Here is a 23,286-nt window from a genome sequence, read left to right on the forward strand (position 1 = left end):
GCTCATCCCTCGTCGGAGCGGTCGATGGGGTCAGCGGGTGTCGGCGCCCTGGCCGCTCAGACTCCGGGACAGGAGCGCGATGACCTCGGCGCTCCGCTCGACGTGGAAGAAGTGCCCGCCCCGGAAGACCTGGACGTCGGTCGGACCGGTGGTGTGCTCCTCCCAGGCGTGGGCCTCGTCCAGCGTGGTCCGGGGGTCGGCGTCGCCGGTGAGCACGGTCACCGGGCAGTCGAGCTGCCTGCCGGGGTCGTGCCGGTAGTTCTCGATGGCGGTGTAGTCGCTGCGGATCGCCGGCAGGAACATCGCCAGTACCTCGGGATCGGCCAGGACCGCCTGGTTGGGGCCGCTGAGGGTGCGCAGTTCGGCGAGCACGTCCTCGTCGGTGGCCGCGTGCACACGCTCGTCGCGGTAACGGGAGGGAGCGCGCCGGCCGGAGGCGAACAGGCGTACCGGGGACGGCATGTGGGCGTCGCGCATGCGCAGGGCCACCTCGTAGGCGAGGACGGCGCCCATGCTGTGCCCGAACAGGGCGAGCGGCCGGTCGTCGAGGTGGCGCAGGGCCGCGAAGATCTGGTCGGCGTAGTCGGGGATGTTGTCGATGCCGGGTTCGTGCCGGCGCGTCTGCCGGCCCGGGTACTGGACGGCCAGGACCTCGACCGTGGGCGCGAGGGCCGTGGCGACCGGGAAGAAGAAGCTCGCCGAACCGCCCGCGTGCGGCAGGCAGACGAGTCGTACCGCGCTGTCGGGCGAGGGGCGGAAGACGCTGACCCACTTCTCGAACTGTGCCGTTGCTCCAGGCATGCCGAATGGCTCGCTTTCACGTCGGGGAACTGCGGGGATCAGCGTCTGGTACGGGACTTCGGCAGGTTAGGCCGAGCGGCGACGGGGCCGGTATCCCTCAACCTGATAGCCCTCGGGCGGATCCCGGCCGGAACCGCCCGCCGGGCCGTACGCTCACCACGAGTCACCCGAGCAGGGCCCGTCAGCAGGCCGTACCGAGGGGGTTTCCATGTCCGCTGTGTCACCCGACGACCCGACGGCGTCCACGAGTTCACCGGATACCGATGTGCTCGTCGTCGGATACGGGCCGGTCGGCTCGGTGCTGGCGGTGCTGCTGGCGCAGCGCGGCCGGCGGGTGACGGTCCTCGAACGCCGGCGGCGGCCGTACACGCTGCCCCGGGCGACGAGTTTCGACGGGGAGACGGCCCGGCTGCTGGCCGGTGCGGGCATCGGCGGGGAGCTGGGCCGGATCACCGAGCCGGGCACCGGCTACCAGTGGCGTACGGCGGACGGGAAGACCCTGCTGGACATCGAGTTCACCACCGAGGGCCCGTACGGGTGGCCCGACGCCAACACCATGCACCAGCCCGCGCTGGAGGAGCTGCTCGCCGCCCGCGCGGCCGAGTTGCCGGGCATCACGGTGCTGCGGGACCACCGGGTCGTGGACCTCGCCGACGGCCCGGACGGGGTGACGGTGACCGCGGAGGACGACGAGGGAACGGCGCGGACCTTCTCGGCGCGCTGGGTGGTCGGTTGCGACGGCGCCAACAGCTTCGTACGGGAACGGGTGGGCGTGTCCGTGACCGATCTCGGGTTCTCCTACGAGTGGCTGCTCTGCGACGTGGAGCTGCGCGAGCCGCGGGAGTTCGTGCCGACGAACGTGCAACTGTGCGATCCGGCCCGGCCGACCACGCTGGTCGGGAGCGGGCCAGGGCACCGGCGCTGGGAGTTCATGCGGCTGCCGGGCGAGCGGGCGGCCGACCTGAACCGGGAGGAGACCGCGTGGCGGCTGCTCGCGCCGTTCGACGTCACCCCGGACACCGCGCGGCTGCTGCGCAGTACGACGTACATCTTCCAGGCGCGGTGGGCCGACGAGTGGCGGGTGGGGCATGTGCTGCTGGCCGGGGACGCGGCGCATCTGATGCCGCCGTTCGCGGGGCAGGGCATGTGCTCGGGCGTACGGGACGTGGTCGGTCTGGCGTGGCGGCTGGACCTGGTGCTGAGCGGCGCCGCCCCGGAGTCGCTGCTCGACAGCTACACCGAGGAGCGCCGGGCGCAGGTCCGCGAGTCGATCCTGGCGTCGGTGCAGTTGGGGCGGCTGATCTGTGTGACGGACGCGGCGGCCGCGGCGGAGCGGGACGCGACGGTGCTGGCGAACCGGCGCGGGCGGGGGCCCGGCCGGCCCGATCCGGCCCGTCCGATCACCTGCGGCCTGCTGCACCGCCCGGACGGCACCGGCACCCGGGTGCCCCCGACGGGCGAGGTCCTGCCGCACGCCCGGCTGGTGCGACCGTCCGACGGGGAGCCGCTGGAGGATCCGGTGCGCCATGGTTTCGTCCTGTTCGCCACGCCGGAGGCGGAGTCGGACCTCACTCCGGTCCGGCTGTCGTTCCTGCGGGACATCGGTGCGCAGGTGGTCCGCCTGCGGCCCGCCGGCAGCTCGTACGACGGCACGGGCGGCGCCGTCGACGCGGTGGACGCCGTGGACGCCGACGGGGTGCTGCGCGCCTACCTCGACCGGTACGGCGCCACCGCCCTGCTGGTGCGCCCCGACTACCACGTCTACGGCACGGCGACCGGCCCGTCCGGCGTGGCCGCCCTCGTGGACGGCCTCCGCAGCCGGCTGACCGCGCCGGCACCCGCCGGGCACGCGCGCTGAACAGGGCGGCGCGGGCGCGCGGTCGGAGGCGCTGGGCCGGCAGTACCGCGCCCCGCAGCGAGAACAAGCCGCCCAGCCGGGGCGCGAGTGGTCGGGGTGAGGGGGCCGCCGAGTCCACGCAGGCCGCGAGACCGCCGCCGGACAACGGGACGCGCGGGCACGCCGGGAGAAACACCGAGCCCCGGGGAACCGGGCGACCGCACGCACTGTGGGCTGGGCGGTCAGCCGGGGCGCGAGTGGTCGGGGTGAGGGGGCTGCCGAGTCCACGCAGGCCGCGAGACCGCCGCCGGACAGCGGGGCGCGCGGGCACGCCGGGAGAACCTCTGAGCCCGGCCGCCCGCCTGTGGGGGTGGGGGTCAGAGGCGTTGGGCCAGCAGTACCGCGCCTCGGAGCGAGGACAGGCCGCCGAGCCGGGCCGGGGTGAGGGGTGGGGTGGGGTGGCCGGGGCGGCCTCGGGCTGCCAGGTGGGTGGCGACGGCGGGCAGGAGGTCCGGGATGCCCGCCGTGAAGCCGCCGCCCAGGACGGCTCGGTCGGGATGGAGGAGTTCGGTGACGCTCGTGAGGGCCGTGGCCAGGGCGCGGGCCGTGCGGTCCAGGGCCGCGTGTGCCCAGGGCAGGTGGTCGCGCAGGCCGGCCCGAAGCGCGTCGAAGGTGACCGGGGCGCCGCGGAGTGCGGCGGCGTGGGCGAGGGTGGCCGGTCCGGACGCGGTCGCCTGGAGGCAGCCGCGGCGTCCGCAGACGCACGGGGGGCCGTCCTGGTCGATCACCAGGTGGCCGATCTCGAAGGAGCCCCGCTCGGGTCCGGGGCACAGCGTGCCGTTCAGGACGAGTCCGCCGCCCACTCCGGTGCCGACGCCGACGTAGAGGAGGTGGGCGCAGTCCGCCGCGTCCGCCTCGGCGAGGGCGCCGAGGTCGCCGTCGTCGGCCCAGGCGACCGGCGCCCCGGGGAACAGCCCGCGCAGGGCGGGGCCCAGGGCGAGCCCGGTCCACGCGGGACGGCTGGGCCAGGCGGTGATCCGTTCGTCGGGGCCGACGGTGGCGGGCATGGCGACGCCGACGGCCCGTACGTCCGCCAGGGCGGGGAACGCCTTCAGGTGCGCGGCCAGGTCGGCCAGGTCGCCCTCGGCGTCCTGGTGCGGGCCCCAGGTGAACGTCGACTCCTCGATCCGGCCGTCGTCGGTCTCCGCGCGCAGGGCGACCTTGGTGCCGCCGATGTCGATGCCCAGACTGCCCGGCGCCGAAGCGGCGCCGGGCTGCCGGTCCCGGGGAGCGGGCACGCTCAGGCGCCGGGTACGGCCGGGCACAGGGCGAGCAGGTCGCTGGGGCGGCGCAGTACCGCGTCGGGCCCGGCGGCGAGCAGTTCCTCCTCGTCGGGACCGACCCACAGGGCGGCGGCCGAGGCCACACCGGCGTCGCGGGCGCTGGCCAGGTCGGTGGGCGCGTCGCCGACCATGATGGCCTGCTCCGGCGGCACGTCCAGCAGTTCCAGCGCACGCTGCACGATGTCGGGCGCGGGCTTGGGCCGGGGCACCTCGTCGGAGCCGATGACGTGGGCGAAGAACGGCAGCAGGCCGAGCCCGTCGAGCAGCGAGCGGGCGCGGTCGCCGGCCTTGCCGGTGGCCACGGCCAGCCGCAGTCCGCGCACCCGCAGGGTCAGCAGGAGTTCGAGGACGCCGTCGAAGACCTCCACGCGGTGGGCGAGCCGGTAGCTCTCGCGGACGAAGGGCTCCTCCATCTCCAGCGGCAACCCCATGATCCGCATGATGTCGGGGAAGTAGCGCCCCTGGTGGCGCACATACTCCTCGAACGGGGCGGGGCCGTCGCCGACGACCTCCGCGTAGGCGACCGCGAAGGCCTCCCGCATGACGGCGAAGCTGTCGACGATCACCCCGTCCAGGTCGAAGACGACCGCCCGCCGGGTTGCCGTCAGGAGGCCGGCCGGGGGGAGGGGCCGGTCGGGCGAGTGGACTGTCATGGGGTCCTCATCTGCTGGTGGTCTGCTGGTACACGGGCTCGCTCGGCCCGTCGCGTCCGGTCCGGGCGGAGGCGTACAGACGCTCCACGAGCCGTACGGTGGTGCGTGCCTCGGCGATGGCCCGGCCCCGGCCGGCGGGATCGGCGAGGAGGGCCGGCACGCCGTCCAGCTGCCGTCCGTACTCCGCGCCGACGGGTTCGGCGGGGACGGGCAGCCGACGGGTGGCGCCCTCGCGGGTGAGGGTGAGCACGGACTCGGGCTGCCGGTTGGGGCTGAAACCGAAGGTGCAGCGCAGTTCGGCGGTGCCGGTGCTGCCCTCGATCCGGATCAGGGACAGGTCCGTCGCCTGGTGCGAGGCCCAACTGGCGTGCAGGGAGACGGAGACGCCGTCCTCGCGGAGCAGGAACCCGCGGGCGGTGTCCTCGACGTCGCCGGTGAGGGCGGCGGCGGGCCGCTCGCGGCGCCAGGCCGCGGACCACTCGCCGGCGTTGAGGAAGTCGTCCGAGACGGCGCCGACGGCCTGGTGGACCGGGGACGGGCCGAGCAGCGCGGTCAGGGTGTCCACGAGGTGCCAGCCGAGGTCGACCAGGGCGCCGCCGCCGGCCTCGCTGCGCCGGGTGAACCAGCCGCCCGCCCGCGGTACCCCGCGGGCCCGCACCCAGGCCAGGTCGACATGCCGTACCTTCCCCAACTCGGGGAGTAGCACGGCGAGTTCGAGGACGTCGGCGCGGTGCCGGGCGGCGCTGCCGGCCAGCAGCAGGCCGCCGTCGCGCTCGGCCGCGGCCAGGGTGTCGGCCTCGGCGCTGGACAGGCACACCGGCTTCTCCAGGAAGACGGAGACGCCCCGGCCGAGCAGGCCGGCGGCGACCGTGGTGTGCAGGTGGTTGGGTACGGCGACGACGGCGAGGTCGACGGACCGGGCGTCGAGCGCGTCCGGTTCCGCGTGCGCGGGGAGGCCCGTCGCCGCGCCGACGACCGCCCGGGCGGCGGGATCGGGGTCGACGACGGCGACCAGGTCGAAGTCCGGGTGGGACCGCAGCCGGGGCAGCCACAGCTCCCGCCCCGCCCAGCCGAGCCCCACCACGGCGGCCCGCACGCTCATATCGCGGCCACTGCGTCCGCGATGATCTCGGCCGTGATCTCCAGGTCCCGCTCGCCGGCGAGGAGCACCCGGTGGTGCAGCCAGATACAGTCGCTGCTGATGGCCTCGGTGTTCGGGCAGCGCTCGGCGACCTGATCCACGGTCTCGTCGGGGGCGCCGACCTCCCAGAAGGCATCGGTGCGGTACACGGCGCGGAACGCGGCGAACGCGGGCAGCCCGGCCTCGACCAGCCGGTCCACCAGGGCGTTGCGGTCCGCCTCGGCGATGCCGGGGATCCGGAACATCGCCATGTAGTGGGTGTTCTGGTCGGCGCGGACGTCACCGCCCTGCGGTACGACACCGTCGATGGCGCCGAGCAGCCGGGACAGCAGCGCCCAGCGCTGGTCGCGCAGTTCCGTCTGGGCGGGCAGGCGGCGCAGCTGGGCGCGCAGCACGGCGGCGGAGAACTCGTTGAGCCGCATGTTGGTGCCGGCGACCTGGTGCATGTAGTGGCGGTCGGTACGCGGCCGGCCGCAGCTGTGCCGCAGGAACGCCGCCTCGTACAGGTCGCTCTCGGGGAACAGGACGGCGCCGCCCTCGCCGGCGGTCATCAGCTTGCCGTTCTGGAAGGAGAACGCGGCGACCGTGCCGAGTTCGCCGACCCGCTTTCCCTGCCAGCGGGCGCCCTGGGCGTGGGCCGCGTCCTGCAGGATCGGTACGCCGGTGTCGGCGGAGAGTTTGCCGAGGGCGTCCATGTCGGCCATCAGACCGGCCATGTGCACGGGCATGATGACGCGGGTGCGCGGGGTGACGGCGGCGGCCGTGGCGGCGACATCGATGTTGTACGTGTCCGGGTCGACGTCGACGGGGACCGCGACCGCGCCGATGCGCTGGGCGGCCTGGGAGGAGGAGATGAAGGTGAAGGCGGGCACGATGACCTCGGTGCCCGGGCCGGCTCCCATGACCTGCAGGGCGAGTTCGAGGGCGTGGGTGCCGTTGGTGACGGCGAGGGCGTGCGGAGCGCCGTGGAAGTCGGCGAACTCCCGCTCGAAGGAGGCGACTTCCTCCCCGCCCATGCGCCACCACTGGCCCTGTTCGAGGGCGCGGATCAGTCCGGTCCGCTCCTCGTCGTCGTACTGGGGCCACGTGGGGAATTCCGGTGCCGGTCGCGCGTTCATGGTTCTCCAAATCTCCGTCGGAACGGGCTGGGCGGGAGTGAGCGGGCGAGGCGAAGGGGGGCGACAGAGCCGGTCCGGACGGTTCGCGCAGTGCTGGCCGTCCTCAGACTAGGACGCGGCGTGCCGGGCCTCCCATCCCCCGGTCTGGTAGTCGGCCCGCTAGGGCTGGTGGAGCCCGAAGAAGGCACGGTAGGAGTCGACTTGGCCGGTGAGCATGTGGCGTCCGTGGTGCACGCGCAGGCCGTGTGCGGCGGCCTCGCGCAGCAGCCTGGTCTCGCGGGGTTTCATGATGATGTCGGCGACGACGGCGCCCGGTGGCAGCGCGTGCGGCGGGAAGGGCAGCGGGTCGTCGGGGCGCAGGCCGAGCGGGGTGGCGTTGACGGCGATGTCGCTGTCGGCCAGGGGCGGCTCGACGGCGGCCCGGACGCGGCCGGGCCAGTGGGCGGCCAGCCGCTCCACGAGGGCGGTCAGCCGCGAGGTGTCGGGGTCGGTGAGGGTCAGCCGGTCCACGCCCGCGCCGAGCAGGGCCGCCGCGATGGCGCTGCCGGCCCCGCCCGCGCCGGCCAGGGCCACGCTGGCGCCCTTCGGCTGGTGCCCGGCCTGGACGAGGCCGGCCACGAAGCCGGAGCCGTCGAAGTTCTCGGCGAGCCAGGCGCCGTCGGGTTCGCGGCGCAGCGCGTTGGCGCTGCCGGTGATCTCGACGGTGGGGCTGCGCCGGTCGGCCAGCAGGGCGGCGGCCGTCTTGTGCGGGACGGTGACGAACAGGCCGTCGAGGTTGCCGACGCGCTGGAGCCCGCGGACGACCGGTTCCAGGTCGGCGGGGCGGACGTGCACGGGGACGAGTACGGCGTCGATGCCGAGGCGGGCGAAGAGCGGGTTGAGCAGTCCGGGCGACTGGACCTGGCCGACCGGGTCGCCGAGGACGGCGTAGAGCCGGGTGGTTCCGCTGACCAGGGTCTGCCTCGGGGGGCCGGCGGGGGCCGGCTGTGGGGTGTCGGTCATCGTCGTGCCTCCGTGCTGTGCGCCGCCCCGGTCGCGAACGACTCCGCGACGGTGAAGGCGAGTTCCATGGACTGTTCGGCGTTGAGGCGGGGATCGCAGGCGGTGCGGTAGCGGGCGGGCAGGTCGTCCTCGGACAGGCCGCGGGCGCCGCCGGTGCACTCCGTGACGTCCTCGCCGGTCGCCTCCAGGTGCAGGCCGCCGGGGTGGGTGCCGAGCGCCCGGTGCACCTCCAGGAAGCCGGTGATCTCGTCGAGGATGTGCTCGTAGCTCCGCGTCTTGTAACCGGCGGCGGTGGTACGGGAGTTGCCGTGCATGGGGTCGCACTGCCAGATCACCTGGCGGCCGGAGGCGGTGACCTTCTCCACGATCGGCGGGAGCACCTCGCGCACCCGGTCGTGGCCCATCCGGCTGATCAGGGTGACCCGGCCCGGCACGCCGTGCGGGTCGAGGCGGCGTACGTACTCCACCGCCTGTTCCGGGGTGGTGCCGGGGCCGATCTTCACGCCGACGGGGTTGGCGAGCAGTTCGGCGAAGGCGATGTGCGCGCCGTCGGGGTGCCGGGTGCGCTCCCCGATCCACAGGAAGTGGGCGAGCCCGCTGGACAGTTGGGGTTCGGGGCCGTCGGGGTCGATCCACAGCAGGGTGCGTTCGTAGTCGAGCAGCAGGGCCTCGTGGCTGGTCCAGATCTCTCCGAGCCGTGGTGCGGGGGCGCCGATGCCGGTCATGAAGCGCAGCCCGCGGCCGATCTCCGCGGCGCGTGCCCGGTGCCGGCGGCCTCCGGGGGCGGTGCTGACGAAACGGCGGTTCTCCTCGTGCAGGGCGTGTGCGTCGGCGAGGTCGCCGTGGGCGAGCCGGCGCAGGACGGTCATCGCCTCCCGGGCGTGGCGGTGGGCCCGTGCCATGCGTTCCGGGTCGGGGGTGCGGGCCGCGTGGCCGGGTTCGGCGGAGTTGACGATGTCGCCCCGGTACACGGGCAGCCCGTCGGCGTCGACGGCCGCGGAGCGGGGCTTGGCGTACTGTCCGGCGGCGCGGGCCACCGTGACCACGGGCAGGCCGGCGGCGTGGGTGAGGACCAGCGCCATCCGCCGGAGCAGGCCGAGGTTGGCCCGCAGATGGGGTTCGGTGGTGTCGGCGAAGGTCTCGGCGCAGTCGCCGGACTGCAGCAGGAGGGCCTCACCGCGGGCGACGGCGCCGAGCCGGTCGAGCAGCCGCCGGGTCTCGGCGGGCGTGACGAGGGGTTCGCCGGCGGTCAGCCGGCGGACCACGGCCCGGGCCCGGTCCGGGTCCGGCCAGCCGGGCTGCTGTGCGGCGGGCCTGGCCAGGGCCGCTTCGAGCCGGTCGGCGAGGGTGCGCTCGACGGCCCGCCGCCGGATCCGCCCGGGGGTGCCGGGCGGCCACCGTGGTGAGTACGTCATGTCACCGCCGCCTCCGTTCCCGCGGTGCCGGCCGGGGCACCGGTGACGAGCCGGTCGAGGGGGGCGCGTTCCATCCGGGCCAGGGCCTCGGTGACCGCCCGCTCGGGCACGTCGGTGACGAGGTCGGCGCCGGACGGGCCGTCCAGGACGAAGGTGAGGCCCGAGCGGGCCTTCTTGTCGCGCCGCATCAGCTCGGTCAGCGTGCCGGGTTCGCTGTCGTCGGGCAGTGCGGTGGGCAGGCCGTAGGAGGCGACGTGCTCGCGGTGTTCGTCCACCCGGTCGGGGGTGATCCGGCCGAGGGTGCCGGCGAGCAGACCCGCGAAGACGGTGCCGATGGCGACGCCCTCGCCGTGCCGCAGGGCGAAGCCGGTGGCGGCCTCCAGGGCGTGGCCGAGGGTGTGGCCGTAGTTGAGCAGGTGCCTGAGGCCGGTGTCGCGTTCGTCGGCGGAGACGATGCCGGCCTTGAGCGTCACACTGGCCGCGATCTGTTCGACGAGGGGCAGTCCGTGCAGGCCGGGGGCGCCGATGAAGTGGCAGCGGGCGATCTCGCCGAGGCCGTTGCGCAGTTCGCGGGGCGGCAGGGTGGTCAGGTAGTCGGTGTCGCACAGGACGGCGGCGGGCTGCCAGTAGGCGCCCACGAGGTTCTTGCCCTCGGGCAGGTTGACGGCGGTCTTGCCGCCGACGCTGGCGTCGACCTGGGCGAGCAGGGTGGTCGGCAGGTGGACGACGGGAACGCCGCGGTGGTAGAGGGCGGCGGCGAGGCCGACGACGTCGGTGGTGGTGCCGCCGCCGACGGAGACGACGGCGTCGGAGCGGGTCAGCCCGAAGCGTACGAACGCGGCGCACAGGGACTCCACCGTGGCGAGGTTCTTGTCCGGTTCGCCGTCCCGGGCGGGCAGCAGCAGTGTCTCCACGCCGGTGTCGGGCACCCACTCGACGGGGCGGGCCGAGACCACGGCGACGCGCCGGGCGCCGAGCCTGTCGATGATCCCGGGCAGGGCGGAGCGCACTCCGGGGCCGATGAGCACATCGTAGGACCGGTCGCCGAAGCGCACCGGGACTTGTCTTGTCACTTCCGCCTCACCTTGTTCGGTAGTGCGCGGACTCGGTCGGTCGCCCGGGGCCCGGCCGGCGGCGGTACACCGCGGCCGGGCCCCGTGGCGGACGGGCCCGGAGGGCTCGGGCCCCGGATGGGCCTTACTGGCCGGCGGTCACCCGGCGGATGCGGGACTCGGCGCGTTCCTTGCGGTCCTGCTCGTCCAGGTGCGGGTAGGACGGGCAGCCGTAGACCCGCTGGAACGGCGCGAAGGTGTCCCACTCGGGGCGCCGGCGCATCTCCTGGGCGACCGCGTTGTGCTCGCTCCAGAAGTCGCCGCCGATCAGCCGGATCAGGTAGCGCTCCAGGGCCTCGCGGTCGGTGGTGCGGCCGGCGTCGGCGGCGACCGCGACCAGCTCGCCGTCGTAGAAGGCGTGGATGAGCCGGATGTAGGTGTCGTAGCCGGTCTTGAAGAAGTTCTCGTACTCCGCGATCAGTTGGTCGGCGTCCTGCGGGTTCTTCAGGGCCTGGCTGAGGTTCTCGGCGGCGCGGACCGCGGTGGCGGAGGCGACGAGGACACCGCCGGAGAACATGGGGTCGCCGAAGCAGCCGGCGTCGCCGACCATGACCCAGCCGGGACCGGTGACGGTGTCGGTGTGGTAGCAGTAGTCGGTCTCGACCTTCAGGTCCATGATCGGACGGGTGCCGGTCAGCCGGGTGGTGATCCGCGGCACCCGGGCGAGGTGCTCCTCGAAGACCTTCTCCGGGGTGGAGGCGCGGAAGACGTCGCGGGGCATGACGGTGCCGACGCTGATGACGTCCTTGGACAGCGGGATGGCCCACACCCAGCCGTCGGCGTGCGCGCCGACCTGGATGTCGCCCTCGACGCCGAGGTTGTGCTTCTCGTCCAGGCCGTCGTAGTGCCGGAACACCGCGACCATGCGAAGCTTCTCCAGCGTCTTGCGCAGTCCGAACTTGTGGGCGATGCGCCCGGCGCGCCCGCTGGCGTCGACCACGTACTGCGAGCGGACCTCGTGCTCCTCGCCGTCCTCGGTGTAGCGGACGCCCACCATGCGGTCGCCCTCCATCAGCAGCTCGCCGACGGTGGCGCCGAAGTGGATCTCGGCACCGGCCTGGCCGGCCTCCTCGACCAGCATGCGGTCGAACTTGGCCCGCTCGACCTGGAAGGCCCGGTCGTAGCGGCCCTCGCCCTGCTTGCCGAAGTCGGCGCGGAAGACACCGGAGAAGAACTTCGTCTCGGTCGGGTCGATGAACTCGCCGCCGAACTTGGGGACGTAGCCCTTGGTCTCCACCGCTTCCCGGATACCGATCCGGTCGAACAGGCCCATCATGTACGGCAGCAGTGACTCGCCGATGTGGAAGCGCGGGTTCTCCTCGCGCTCCAGGAGCACCACGGAGTGCCCCTCCTTGGCCAGCACGAAGGCGCTGACCGCGCCCGCCGGTCCGCCACCGATGACGACGACGTCGGCCGAGTTCTTGCCCATGGAATGTCCTTCCGGTCGGTTGCTGGTGACGCTGGTCGGGTTGGTCTGCCGCCTGGTCACGCGAGGTCGGCGGGGTCCAGGTCGCCGGTGAGGAGGGCGGCGACGAGCCTTTGGTGTTCGGTGTCGTCCACGACGGTGCGCACGCGTTCGCGGCCGTCCCGGACGACGAGGAACCGGCGGCCCTTGAGCACGGCCTGGCCGTCCGCGAAGCTCCGGCCGCACAGGATGCCCTGGCCGTCGTCCGCGGCGGCGGTGGCGGTGGCGTGGTGGGCGCGGGCCCGGTCCTCCAGCTCCTTCCAGTCGTGCCACTGGCGGGCCTGGAGCCGGAAGGTGTAGACGGTGCCCCACCGGGTGACGCGCCCGCGCCGCTGCAGGGCGACGGTGCCGTCCTCCTTGCTCACGAGCCGGTACTGGCAGCCGTACTGGGTCTGCACCTCGTCGCTGACGCGCAGCGGTTCGAGGTACGACGGTCCGGGGTAGCCGACGTCGACGAGCCACTCCTGGCCGTCGAGGACGGCCCGGATGAACATGTGCTCGATCTCGGTGCCGAAGTTCTCCCGGCCCTCGGCGGTGCTCGCGGCCAGCAGGGACACCTCGTAGCCCAGTGCGGACAGGAGCCGGAAGAAGAGCCGGTTGAGCTGGAAGCAGGTGCCGCCCAGGCCCTCCATGATCCCGGTGCGGAACACCTCGTCCTCGTCCACGTCCACGAGGTTCACGCCGTCGGCGAAGCCCTGCCCGGCGACGTTGTACGGCAGGGTCATCAGGTGCTGTTTGTGCAGGGTGCGCAGGGTGGCGAGGTCCGGCCTCGGCACTGCCTGCGTCCAGCCGATGCGGCGGAGGTAGGCATCCACGTCGAACATGCGGTCAGCTGCTCCCTTCGGGGTCGGTGCGGTGCGTGGACGCCTCAGACGGACAGGGCGACGGGCCCGGTCGTGTCCTCGCCGTACAGGCGCTCGGTCAGGTGGGCGACGATCAGCGCGGGGGTCGGATGGTCGAAGACGAGGCCCGCGCCGAGCTTGGTGCCGGTCAGTTCGCCGAGCCGGTTGCGCAGTTCGAGCGCGGTCAGCGAGTCGAAGCCGATCTCGAACAGGCCCTGGCCGGCGTCGACCTGGTGGGTGTCGGCGTAGCCGAGGACGACGCCGATCTGGCTGCGCACCAGCTCCAGCAGGGCCTCGGTCCGCTCCCCCGCCGGCAGTCCGGCGAGGCGTTCGGCGAGCCGGCGCCGCTCGTCCCCGGTGACGGCGGCCCGCGCCGACTGCCGGCCCGCGCGGACGAGTCCGCGCAGCAGCGGCGGCACGGCGGCCCCGGCGCTCGCGTCGGCGCGCAGGCCCCGCAGGTCCAGCTTGGCCGGCACCAGCAGGGTGCGGTCGCTGCCCAGCGCCGCGTCGAACAGCTCCATGCCCTCCTCGGGTGTGAGGGCGAGGACGCCGCCGCGGCGGCTGAGCCGGCCGCGGACGCGTTCGTCGGCGCGGGCCGCCATGCCGGTGGTCTGCTCCCACAGGCCCCAGGCGAGCGACCGTGCCGGGAATCCGGCCGCCCGGCGGCGCGCCATCAGCGCGTCCATGCAGGCGTTGGCGGCCGCGTAACTGCCGGTGCCGGCGCCGAGGAAGACCGCGGAGACGGAGGAGTAGGCGACGAACGCGTCCAGGTCCGGGGCGAGTTCGCGGGTCAGCTCGTCCAGGTGCCGGGCGGCCGTCACCTTCGGCGCGAACACCCGGGCCAGCCGGTCGGGTTCGATCTCGCCGACCACGCCCGCGTCGTACAGGCCCGCCGCGTGGACGACGGCGGTGAGGCGGGGGCCGGTCAGCCCGGTGAGCAGTGCCGCCACCGCGTCCCGGTCGGTCGTGTCGCACGCGGGCACGGCGACCGACGCGGCGCCCAGTGCCTCCAGCTCGGCCACCAACTCCCGTGCCCCGTCGGCCTCCAGGCCGCTGCGGCTGGCCAGGACGAGGTGGCGGATGCCGTGCCGGGTCACCAGGTGCCGGGCGAGCAGCCCGGCCAGGGAGCCGGTGCCGCCGGTGATCAGCACCGTGCCGTCCGGGTCCAGCGCCGGTTCCGCGATGCCGGCCGGGTCCCTTCGCGCGAGGCGCGGCACGTACAGTGCCGTGTCGCGGACCGCGAGCTGCGGTTCACCGGTGGCCAGGACCGCGCCCAGCAACGCCCCGAAACGCTCGGGGTCTTCGGTGTCCGTGTCCGCGTCCGTGTCGAGCAGGACGATCTGGTCGGGGTTCTCGGCCTGTGCGGCGCGGATCAGCCCCCAGACGGCCGCGCCGCCGGGGTCGGTGACCGTGTCGTCGCCGCCCGCGGGCACCGCGCCCCGGGTGAGCACGACCAGCCGGGTGTCCTCCAGGCCGCCGCCCGCGAGCCAGGTCTGGACGACCTCCAGGGTGCGCTCGGTGACGGCGAGCGGGGTGTCGTCCGGGCCGGCGGTCACGGCCTCCACGGCGACGGCGCGGGGCAGCCCGGCGCCGTCCTGGGCGTCCTCGGCGAGGGTCGCCACCTCCTCCGCGGTGGACACCCGGAGCCAGGACGGGGTCGGTGTGCCCTCGGGCCGGGGCAGCGGGACCCAGTCGACGCCGAACAGCATGTCGCCGCCGCCGCTGGTACGCAGTTGCTCAGGGGCGACCGGGCGGAACACCAGCGAGTCCGCGCTGAGCACCGGGCTGCCGGTCTCGTCGGCGGCCTCCAGGGACAACGCGTCCGGGGCGGGCCGGGAGACCCGGATCCGCAGGGACGCGGCGCCGGAGGCGTGCAGGGTGAGCCCGTTCCAGGCGAACGGCAGCATCGTGCGGTGCTCGCCGCTGCTCAGGAACGCCTTGGTGTGCAGGGCGGCGTCCAGGAGGGCGGGGTGGAGGCCGAAATCCTTTGCGGCGGCCCGCTGTTGCTCGGGCAGGGCGACCTCGGCGAAGAGTTCCTCGCCGCGCCGCCACACCGCGCGCAGTCCGCGGAAGACGGGGCCGTAGCGGTAGTCGTGCTCGCGCAGTCCGGCGTAGAAGTCCTCCGGGGTCACCTCGACGCGTTCGGCGCCGGGCGGCGGCCAGGTGGTGAGGTCGGGGTGGGCGGCGCGGGTGCGGGGGGCCGGGGTGAGGACACCGGTGGCGTGCCGGGTCCAGCCGTCGGCGCCGGCCGGGCCGTCGGGCGTGGAGTGGATGGTGACGGTGCGGGCACCGTGGTCGTCGGGTCCGCCGACGCCGACCTGGACGCGTACGCCGCCCTGCGCGGGCAGGATCAGCGGGGCCTCGATGACGAGTTCGTCCAGGGTGGCGCAGCCGGCCTCGTCGCCGGCGCGGACGGCGAGTTCCACCAGTCCGGTGCCGGGCAGCAGCACGACGTCGCCCACGGCGTGGTCGGCGAGCCAGGGGTGGCTGCGCAGGGACAGCCGGGAGGTGCACAGCACGCCGCCGGTGTCGGGCACCTCGACCACCGCGCCGATGAGCGGGTGGTCGGCGCCGGCCAGTCCCAGCGAGGCGGCGTCGCCGGCGGCGGCCGGGGCGGGCAGCCAGTAGTGCTGGTGGTCGAAGGCGTACGTCGGCAGGTCCACACGGGCTTCGGCGGTGCCGTCGGGCAGGACTGCCGTCCAGTCCACCGGGACACCCCTGACGAACAGTTCGGCGAGGGAGGCCAGCAGCCGCCGGGGGCCGCCGTCGTCGCGGCGCAGGGTGCCGGTCACCAGCACGTCGGCGCCGTCGGCGGTCTCGCTGATCGCCGGGGCCAGCGCCGGGTGGGCGCCGACCTCCACGAACACGGTGTGCCCGGTCTCCAGCAAGCCGGCGACGGCGGCGTCGAAACGGACCGGCCGGCGCAGGTTCCGGTACCAGTAGTCGGCGTCCAGGGCGCCGGCCTCGGTGACGCGCTCGCCGGTGACGGTGGAGTGGAAGGGGATGACAGGAGCCTGGCCGCGGACGTCGCCGAACGCCTTGGCGAGGGGTTCGCGCACCGCCTCCACGTGCGGGGTGTGGGAGGCGAAGTCGACGGCGATCCGCCGGGCCCGGACGCCCTGGGCCGTCAGCGCCGCGAGGACCTCGTCCAGGATGCCGGTGTCCCCGGCCACCACGACCGAGGTGGGGCTGTTGACCGCCGACACGTGGACGCGGCCCGCCCAGGGTTCGACGGCGGCGGCCGCCTCGGCCTCGGGCAGGGACACGGCGATCATGCCGCCGTGCCCGGACAGCCGCTCGGCGATCACCTGGCCGCGCAGCGCCACGAGCCGGGCGGCCTCCTCCAGTGGCAGCGCTCCGGAGAAGCAGGCCGCGGCGATCTCACCCTGCGAGTGGCCCACGACCGCGTCCGGGACGACCCCGGCCGCCGCCCACACGGCCGCGAGGCCGACCATCATGGCGAAGCCCGCAGGCTGGCCGACGTCGGGGCGCCGCAGCAGCTCGGCCGGTGTCTCGCCGCGCAGCACGTCCTCCAGTTTCCAGTCCACCCAGGGTTCCAGCGCCCGGGCGCACTCGGCGATCCGCTCGGCGAACACCGGGGAGGTGTCCAGGAGTTCGCGGCCCATGCCGGCCCACTGGGTGCCCTGGCCGGGGAAGACGAAGACGACCTTGCCGGCGGCGGCCGGGGCGGGGCTGCCGGTCACCACGGCGGGGCTGTGCTCGCCGCGGGCCAGCGCGCCCAGTCCGGCCCGGGCCTCCTCGCGGGTGCCGGCGACGACCACGGCGCGCTCCGGCAGGACGGCCCTCCGGGTCACCAGGGCCGCGCCGACGCCGGCGGGCAGCGTGTCGGTGGCGTCGAGGAACGCGGCGAGCCGTGCGGCCTGCCCGGCGAGCGCCCTGGTGCCGCGGGCCGACACCACGAGCGGTACGACACCGGCCGGGGCCGCCTCCGGCGTGCTCGCCTCCTCCGGGCCCTCGCCGGCCTCCTCCAGGATGACGTGCGCGTTGGTGCCGCTGAGCCCGAAGGAGGACACCGCGGCCCGGCGCGGCCGTCCCGGGTCGGCCCAGGCGCGGGCCTCGGTGAGCAGCCGCACCGCGCCGGCCGACCAGTCGACCTGGGAGGAGGGCGCGTCGACGTGCAGGGTGGCGGGCATCTCGCGGTGCCGCAGGGCCTGTACGGCCTTGATCACGCCGGCCACCCCGGCGGCGGCCTGGGCGTGCCCGATGTTCGACTTCAACGAGCCGAGCCACAGCGGCCGCTCGGGGTCCCGGTCCTTGCCGTAGGTCGCCAGCAGGGCCTGCGCCTCGATGGGGTCGCCGAGGACGGTGCCCGTGCCGTGGCCCTCGACCAGGTCCACGTCCGCCGGGGTCAGCCCGGCCGCGGCGAGCGCCTTGCGGATGACCCGCTGCTGCGAGGGCCCGTTGGGGGCGGTGAGCCCGTTGGAGGCGCCGTCCTGGTTGACGGCCGAGCCGCGGATCACCGCGAGCACCGGGTGCCCCTTGCGCCGCGCCTCCGACAGCCGTTCCAGTACGACCACACCCGCGCCCTCGGCCCACCCGGTGCCGTCGGCGGCGTCGGCGTACGACTTGCACCGCCCGTCCGGGGCGAGCGCCCGCTGCCGGGAGAACTCCATGAACATGCCCGGCCCGGCCATCACCGTGGAGCCCCCGGCGAGGGCCAGGGAGCACTCGCCGCCCCGCAGGGCCTGCGCGGCCAGGTGCAGGGCGACCAGCGAGGAGGAGCAGGCGGTGTCGACGGTGACGGCGGGGCCCTCGAAGCCGAAGACGTACGACACCCGGCCGGAGGCCACGCTGGCCCCGGCGCCGGTCAGCGCGAACCCGCCCACCTCCTCCGGGACTTCGCCGCCGGAGTAGTAGTCGACGCCCATGATGCCGCTGAACACGCCGACGTCGCTGCCCTTGAGGGCGGTCGGGTCGATGCCGGCCCGTTCCAGCGCCTCCCAGGAGGTCTCCAGCAGCAACCGTTGCTGCGGGTCCATGGCGACCGCCTCCCGCGGCGAGATCCCGAAGAACAGCGGGTCGAACAGCGGCGCCTCGTGCAGGAAGCCGCCCTGCCCGACGTACGACGTCCCGGCGTGCTCGGGGTCGGCGTCGTAGACCGCGTCGAGGTCCCAGCCGCGGTCCGTGGGGAACCCGCTGACGCCGTCGCGACCCTCGCGGACCAGGCGCCACAGTTCCTCGGGGCTGCCGACTCCGCCGGGCAGCCGGCAGGCCATGCCCACCACGGCGATCGGCTCGTCCGGATCGTGCCGCACGGCCACCGGCGCGGCGGCGGCCGGGGTCACGCCCTGGAACTCCTCGTGCAGGTGCCGGGCGAGGGCGAGGGGGGTGGGGTAGTCGAAGACGGCGGTGGCGGGCAGGTTGAGACCGGTGGCCTCGCGGAGCCGGTTGCGCAGTTCGACGGAGGTGAGGGAGTCGAACCCGGCGTCCTTGAACGCCGTCTCGGCCCTGACCCGCTCCGGACCGGCGTGCCCGAGGACGTTCGCGACATGGGTGCGGACGAGGTCGAGGAGCAGCGCCTCCTGCTCGGCGGGGGCCAGCCCGGCCAGCCGTCCGGCCAGTCCGTCCCGGCCCTCGCGTCCGGTCCCGCGCGCGGCACGCCGGCCCGCGCGGACGAGCCCGCGCAGCAGCGGCGGCACGGTGGCCCCGGCGGTGGCGTCGGCCCGCAGCCCGCGCAGGTCCAGTTTGACCGGCACGAGCAGGGTGTGCCCGCTGCCCAGCGCCGCGTCGAACAGCTCCATGCCCTCCTCGGGGCCGAGGGCCAGCACGCCACCCCGGCGGCTCATGCGGCTGCGGGACAGGTCGTCCAGGTCGGCGCCCATGCCGGTGGTCTGCTCCCACAGGCCCCAGGCGAGCGACTGCGCCGGGTACCCGGCCGCCCGGCGGCGCGTCATCAGCGCGTCCATGCAGGCGTTGGCGGCGCCGTAACTGCCGGTGCCCGCGCCGAGGAAGACACCGGAGACGGACGAGTAGGTGACGAACGCGTCGAGTTCCGGGACGAGTTCACGGGTCAGCGTGTCCAGGTGCTCCACGGCCGTCACCTTCGGCGCGAACACCCGGTCCAGCCGGCCGGGTTCGATCTCGCCGACCACACCCGCGTCGAACACCCCGGCCGCGTGGACGACGGCGGTCAGCCGGGGCTGCCCGGTCCCGGTCAGCCCGGCCAGCAGTGCCGCCACCGCGTCCCGGTCGGTCACGTCACAGGCGGGCACCGCCACCGACGCGGCGCCCAGCGCCTCCAGCTCCGCCACCAACTCCCGTGCCCCGTCGGCCTCCGGGCCGCGCCGGCTGACGAGGACGAGGTGCCGGATGCCGTGCCGGGTCACCAGGTGCCGGGCGAGCAGCCCGGCCAGGGAGCCGGTGCCGCCGGTGATCAGGACCGTTCCCTCCGGGTCCAGCACCGGCTCGGCCGAGGCGGCCCCGGCGGCACGGGCGAGGCGTGGTACGTACAGCGCCGTGCCACGAACGGCCACCTGCGGCTCACCGGTCGCCAGCACCACATCGAGGCCTGCGTCCTCCGAGTCGGTGTCGACAAGCACGATCCGGTCCGGGTTCTCCGCCTGCGCGGCCCGCACCAGACCCCAGACAGCCGCACCACCGGGATCGGTGACCGCCTCCTCACCCCCGGCCGGCACCGCACCCCGGGTCACCACCACCAACCGACCGTCCTCAGCGGCCTGATCGTCCGCGAGCCACGCCTGCACGGCCGCCAACACCCGCCCCACCAACACCACCGGAGCCTCCCCGGCCCCCCGGGCATCCACCACCGACACCCCACCAGCACCAGCACCGGCACCAGCACCAGCACCAGCACCAGCACCAGCCACGGACGGCAGCTCACTCCACTCCACCCGAAACAGCGCATCTGTGCCGGACACGCCGGCCGCCGCTTCGAGCTGCTCGCCGGAGACGGCCCGCGAGACCAGCGAGTCCAGGGTCAGCACCAGGCCGCCGGTGTCGTCCACGGCCTCCAGCGACAGCGTGTCCGGGTCGGGCCGCAGCAGCCGTACCCGGATCGACACGGCTCCGGAGGCGTGGAGCGTGAGCCCGTTCCAGGCGAACGGCAGCCGCACCACGGCCTCCTGCTCCGCCACGGCACCGTCGGTGACCCCGGCCGCCGCGTCCAGGATGCTCGCGTGCAGCGCGGCGTCGAGCAGCGCCGGGTGGATGCCGAACCCGGCCGCGTTCTCCCGCTGTTCCCGCGGTACGACGACCTCGGCGAACAGCTCGCCGTCACGCCGCCAGACCTTCCGCACGCACTGGAACGCCGGGCCGTACCCGTATCCCGCCCGCGTCAGTTTCTCGTAGCCGTCGGAGATGTCGACCTGCCGGGCGCCGGGCGGGGGCCAGGCGGTGAAGTCGAAGGTGCCGTCCGTCTCGGGGGCGGTGGTGGTGAGGGTGCCGGCGGCGTGCCGGGTCCAGGCGTCCGGACCGCTCTCCGTGCCGACCTCCTGGCGGGTGGAGTACACCTCCACGCTGCGGGCACCGGTCTCGTCGGGCCCGCCGACCGCGACCAGGACGCGTACGGCACCTTGCTCGGGCACGACCAGCGGAGCCTCGACGACCAGCTCGTCCAGCACTCCGCAGCCGACCTCGTCACCGGCGCGTACGGCGAGTTCGACCAACCCGGTGCCGGGTACCAGCACCACTCCCCCGATGGCGTGGTCCGCCAGCCAGGAGTGCGTGCGCAGGGACAGCCGCGAGGTGAACACCAGCCCGTCCGACTGCGGCAACGGCACCACCGCACCCAGCAGCGGGTGGTCCGCCGACCCCTGGCCCAGGGCGGTGGCGTCCATGAGGGGGCTGGGGGCCGGGAGCCAGTAGTGCTGGTGGTCGAAGGCGTACGTCGGCAGGTCCACGCGGGCTTCGGTGGCGCCCTCGGGAAGCAGGGCAGCCCAGTTCACCTTGGTCCCGCGCACGAAGAGCTGCGCCACGGCCGACAGGAGGGTCTGCGCATCAGCCCGGTCGTCGCGCAGCGCGGGCACGCTCACCGCGTCCTCGCCCGCCGACTCCGCGATGGCGCCGGTCAGGGCGCCGCCGGGGCCGAGTTCCAGGAACACCGTGCCACCCGATGCGGCGATGCCGTCCGCGAAACGGACGGGGCGGCGGACGTGGTCGACCCAGTACGCCGGGTCGGACAACTGGCCCGGCTCGGCCGGCTTTCCGGTCACGTTCGACACGACGGGGATGGCCGGCTCGTTCCAGGTCAGCCCGGACAGGGCTGCGGCGAACTCCGCCAGCATCGGCTCCATCAGCGCCGAGTGGAAGGCGTGGGAGACGGTCAGCCGCTTGACCCGGCGGCCCTGCTCGCGCAGCTTCTCCGCGACGGCCAGTACGGACGCCTCACCGCCGGACAGAACCACCGAGCCGGGAGCGTTCACCGCCGCCAAGTCCACACCATCGCCGAGGTGTTCGGCGATCTCCGCCTCGGTGGCGGAAACGGCAACCATCGCGCCGCCCGACGGAAGGGCCTGCATCAGCCGGCCGCGCGCGGCCACCAGCGCCGCCGCGTCCTCCAGCGACAGCACCCCGGCCACATGCGCCGCGACGACCTCGCCGATCGAGTGCCCGGCCACCACATCCGGCCGTACACCCCACGACTCCACCAACCGGAACAACGCCGACTCCACGGCAAACAGCCCGGCCTGGGTGAACACCGTCTGGTCCAGCAGGCCCTCACCCGCGTCGCCGAAGATCACATCCCTGACCGAGTGCTCCAGGTCGAGCTGCGCGTCCAGGGCGGCGCACGCATCGTCCAACGCCCGCGCGAACACCGGATACTGGGCGTACAACTCCCGGCCCATACCGACCCGTTGCGATCCCTGCCCCGGGAACACGAACACGGTCCTGGCATCGGTGTCCGAGCCCGTGACGACGAACGGCGAGGGAACGCCCGCGGCCACCGACTCCAGTCCGGCCACCGCCTCCTCCGACGACCCGGCGACGACCACGGCCCGCTCGGACAGCACCGCCCGCCGGGACACCAGCGCCCCGGCAACGGCTTCCAGGGGCATATCCGTTCGGCCGACGAACCGCGCCAGTCGTTCCGCCTGTCCGGCGAGGGCGCCGGTGCTCCGCGCCGAGACGGCCACCGGCACCGGACCGTCGGCCGGGGTCACCGGCCGGGCAGGGGGCTCCTCCGGTGCCTGTTCCAGGATCACGTGGGCGTTGGTGCCGCTGACGCCGAAGCCGGAGACGCCGACGCGGCGCGGCCGGTCCAGGTGCGGCCACTCGCGGGCCTCCGTCAGCAGCCGTACGGCGCCCGCTTCCCAGTCGACGCGGGGGGACGGCTCCTCCACGTGCAGGGTGGGTGGGAGGACGCCGTACCGCATGGCCTGGACCATCTTGATGACGCCGGCGACACCTGCGGCGGCCTGGGTGTGGCCGATGTTGGACTTCAACGAGCCCAGCCACAGAGGCTGTTCGCGGTCCTGGCCGTAGGTGGCGAGGAGGGCCTGGGCCTCGATCGGGTCGCCGAGGGTCGTTCCGGTGCCGTGGCCCTCCACCGCGTCGACGTCGGCCGGGGTCAGCCCGGCCGCCGCCAAGGCCTTGCGGATGACCCGCTGTTGCGAGGGACCGTTCGGTGCCGTCAGGCCGTTGGACGCGCCGTCCTGGTTGACCGCTGTGCCGCGCACGACGGCAAGCACCCGGTGGCCCTTGCGCTGCGCTTCCGACAGCCGTTCCAGTACGACGACTCCGGCGCCCTCGGCCCAGCCGGTGCCGTCGGCGGTGGACGAGTAGGCCTTGCAGCGGCCGTCGGCGGCGAGGCCCCGCTGCCGGGAGAAGTCGATGAACAGACCGGGTGTGGCCATGACGGTGGCGCCGCCCGCCAGGGCCATGGTGCACTCGCCGCGGCGCAGCGCCTGCACGGCGAGGTGGATGGCGACCAGGGAGGACGAGCAGGCGGTGTCGAGGGTGACCGCGGGACCCTCGAAGCCGAACACGTAGGAGACGCGGCCGGAGGCCACGCTGGACGCGGCGCCGGTACCGGTGAAGCCCTCCAGCTCGGGTGGGACGCTGCCGCCGGCGAAGTAGTCGACGCCCATGATGCCGTTGAAGACGCCGACGTCCGTGCCCTTCAGCGACAGGGGGTCGATGCCGGCCCGCTCCAGCGCCTCCCAGGACGTCTCGAGGAGCAGCCGCTGCTGCGGGTCCATCGCCAGCGCCTCACGCGGGGAGATGCCGAAGAACTCCGCGTCGAACCGGCCGGCGCCCTGGAGGAACCCGCCCTGGTCGACGTAGGAGGTGCCGGTCTTCTCGGGGTCGGCGTCCAGCAGGGTGTCGAGGTCCCAGCCGCGGTCGTCGGGGAAGCCCGACACCCCGTCACGGCCCTCGGCGACCAACTCCCAGAGTTGCTCGGGTGTGTCGACGCCGCCGGGGAGGCGGCAGGCCATGCCGACGATGGCGATCGGTTCGCGGGAGGCGGACAGCAGCTGCTGGTTCCGCTTCTTCAGCGTGCCGACCTCTTCCAGCGACTTGCGCAGCGCCTCGACAAGCTTCTCGTAGGAAGCACTCACTTTCCCTGCCCCAATCTGT

11 protein-coding genes and 1 pseudogene are annotated in these 23,286 nt (G+C 74.4%); 1 reads left to right on the forward strand and 11 read right to left on the reverse strand.

Annotated elements, in window-relative coordinates; all coding sequences use genetic code 11:
* Positions 1–30: 30 nt before the first annotated feature.
* Positions 31–801 carry a thioesterase II family protein gene (locus ACZ4U1_RS05360; RefSeq protein ID WP_467899799.1) on the reverse strand — a complete coding sequence of 257 codons (771 nt, stop codon included), beginning with the start codon at positions 799–801 and terminating at the stop codon, positions 31–33.
* Positions 802–1,009: 208 nt separating this feature from the next.
* Here ACZ4U1_RS05360 and mhpA point away from each other — a divergent pair, with 208 nt between their 5' ends.
* Positions 1,010–2,659, forward strand: a complete 1,650-nt coding sequence (gene mhpA / locus ACZ4U1_RS05365; protein WP_467899801.1) for a bifunctional 3-(3-hydroxy-phenyl)propionate/3-hydroxycinnamic acid hydroxylase MhpA — start codon at positions 1,010–1,012, stop codon at positions 2,657–2,659.
* 356 nt (positions 2,660–3,015) lie between these two features.
* On the opposite strand, the gene ACZ4U1_RS05370 is transcribed toward mhpA, so the two are convergent.
* The 10 genes and pseudogenes from ACZ4U1_RS05370 to ACZ4U1_RS05415 all read right to left on the reverse strand — a co-directional run.
* The gene (locus tag ACZ4U1_RS05370; RefSeq protein WP_467899804.1) at positions 3,016–3,936 is read right to left on the reverse strand and encodes an ROK family protein; all 921 of its coding nucleotides are present in this window, start codon (positions 3,934–3,936) and stop codon (positions 3,016–3,018) included.
* A gap of 2 nt (positions 3,937–3,938) precedes the next feature.
* On the reverse strand, positions 3,939–4,634 hold the full coding sequence (locus ACZ4U1_RS05375) for an HAD-IA family hydrolase (protein WP_467899806.1): 696 nt from the start codon (positions 4,632–4,634) through the stop codon (positions 3,939–3,941).
* A 7-nt stretch (positions 4,635–4,641) separates the two neighbouring features.
* Positions 4,642–5,736, reverse strand: coding sequence for a Gfo/Idh/MocA family protein (locus ACZ4U1_RS05380; RefSeq protein WP_467899808.1), 1,095 nt, complete (start codon positions 5,734–5,736; stop codon positions 4,642–4,644).
* Entirely contained in the window at positions 5,733–6,893 is a 1,161-nt protein-coding gene (gene rifK / locus ACZ4U1_RS05385; protein ID WP_467899810.1) for a 3-amino-5-hydroxybenzoate synthase, read from the reverse strand. The genes ACZ4U1_RS05380 and rifK overlap by 4 nt, the downstream gene beginning before the upstream one ends.
* Positions 6,894–7,052: 159 nt before the next feature.
* Positions 7,053–7,895: a shikimate dehydrogenase family protein gene (locus ACZ4U1_RS05390; protein WP_467899812.1), complete on the reverse strand. Its 843-nt coding sequence runs from the start codon at positions 7,893–7,895 to the stop codon at positions 7,053–7,055.
* Positions 7,892–9,310, reverse strand: a complete 1,419-nt coding sequence (locus tag ACZ4U1_RS05395) for a 3-deoxy-7-phosphoheptulonate synthase (protein WP_467899814.1) — start codon at positions 9,308–9,310, stop codon at positions 7,892–7,894. Before ACZ4U1_RS05395 ends, ACZ4U1_RS05390 begins: the two co-directional genes overlap by 4 nt.
* Positions 9,307–10,383: a 3-dehydroquinate synthase family protein gene (locus ACZ4U1_RS05400; RefSeq protein WP_467899816.1), complete on the reverse strand. Its 1,077-nt coding sequence runs from the start codon at positions 10,381–10,383 to the stop codon at positions 9,307–9,309. The genes ACZ4U1_RS05395 and ACZ4U1_RS05400 overlap by 4 nt, the downstream gene beginning before the upstream one ends.
* 124 nt (positions 10,384–10,507) lie before the next feature.
* Positions 10,508–11,851 carry an NAD(P)/FAD-dependent oxidoreductase gene (locus ACZ4U1_RS05405; protein WP_467899818.1) on the reverse strand — a complete coding sequence of 448 codons (1,344 nt, stop codon included), beginning with the start codon at positions 11,849–11,851 and terminating at the stop codon, positions 10,508–10,510.
* A 56-nt stretch (positions 11,852–11,907) separates the two neighbouring features.
* Entirely contained in the window at positions 11,908–12,711 is an 804-nt protein-coding gene (locus ACZ4U1_RS05410) for an arylamine N-acetyltransferase family protein (RefSeq protein WP_467899820.1), read from the reverse strand.
* Between the two features lie 44 nt (positions 12,712–12,755).
* A pseudogene (locus ACZ4U1_RS05415) lies at positions 12,756–23,249 on the reverse strand (type I polyketide synthase); the annotation flags it as partial.
* Between the last annotated feature and the right edge of the window lie 37 nt (positions 23,250–23,286).

The sequence above is a fragment of the Streptomyces sp. NPDC028928 genome, from assembly GCF_055564915.1.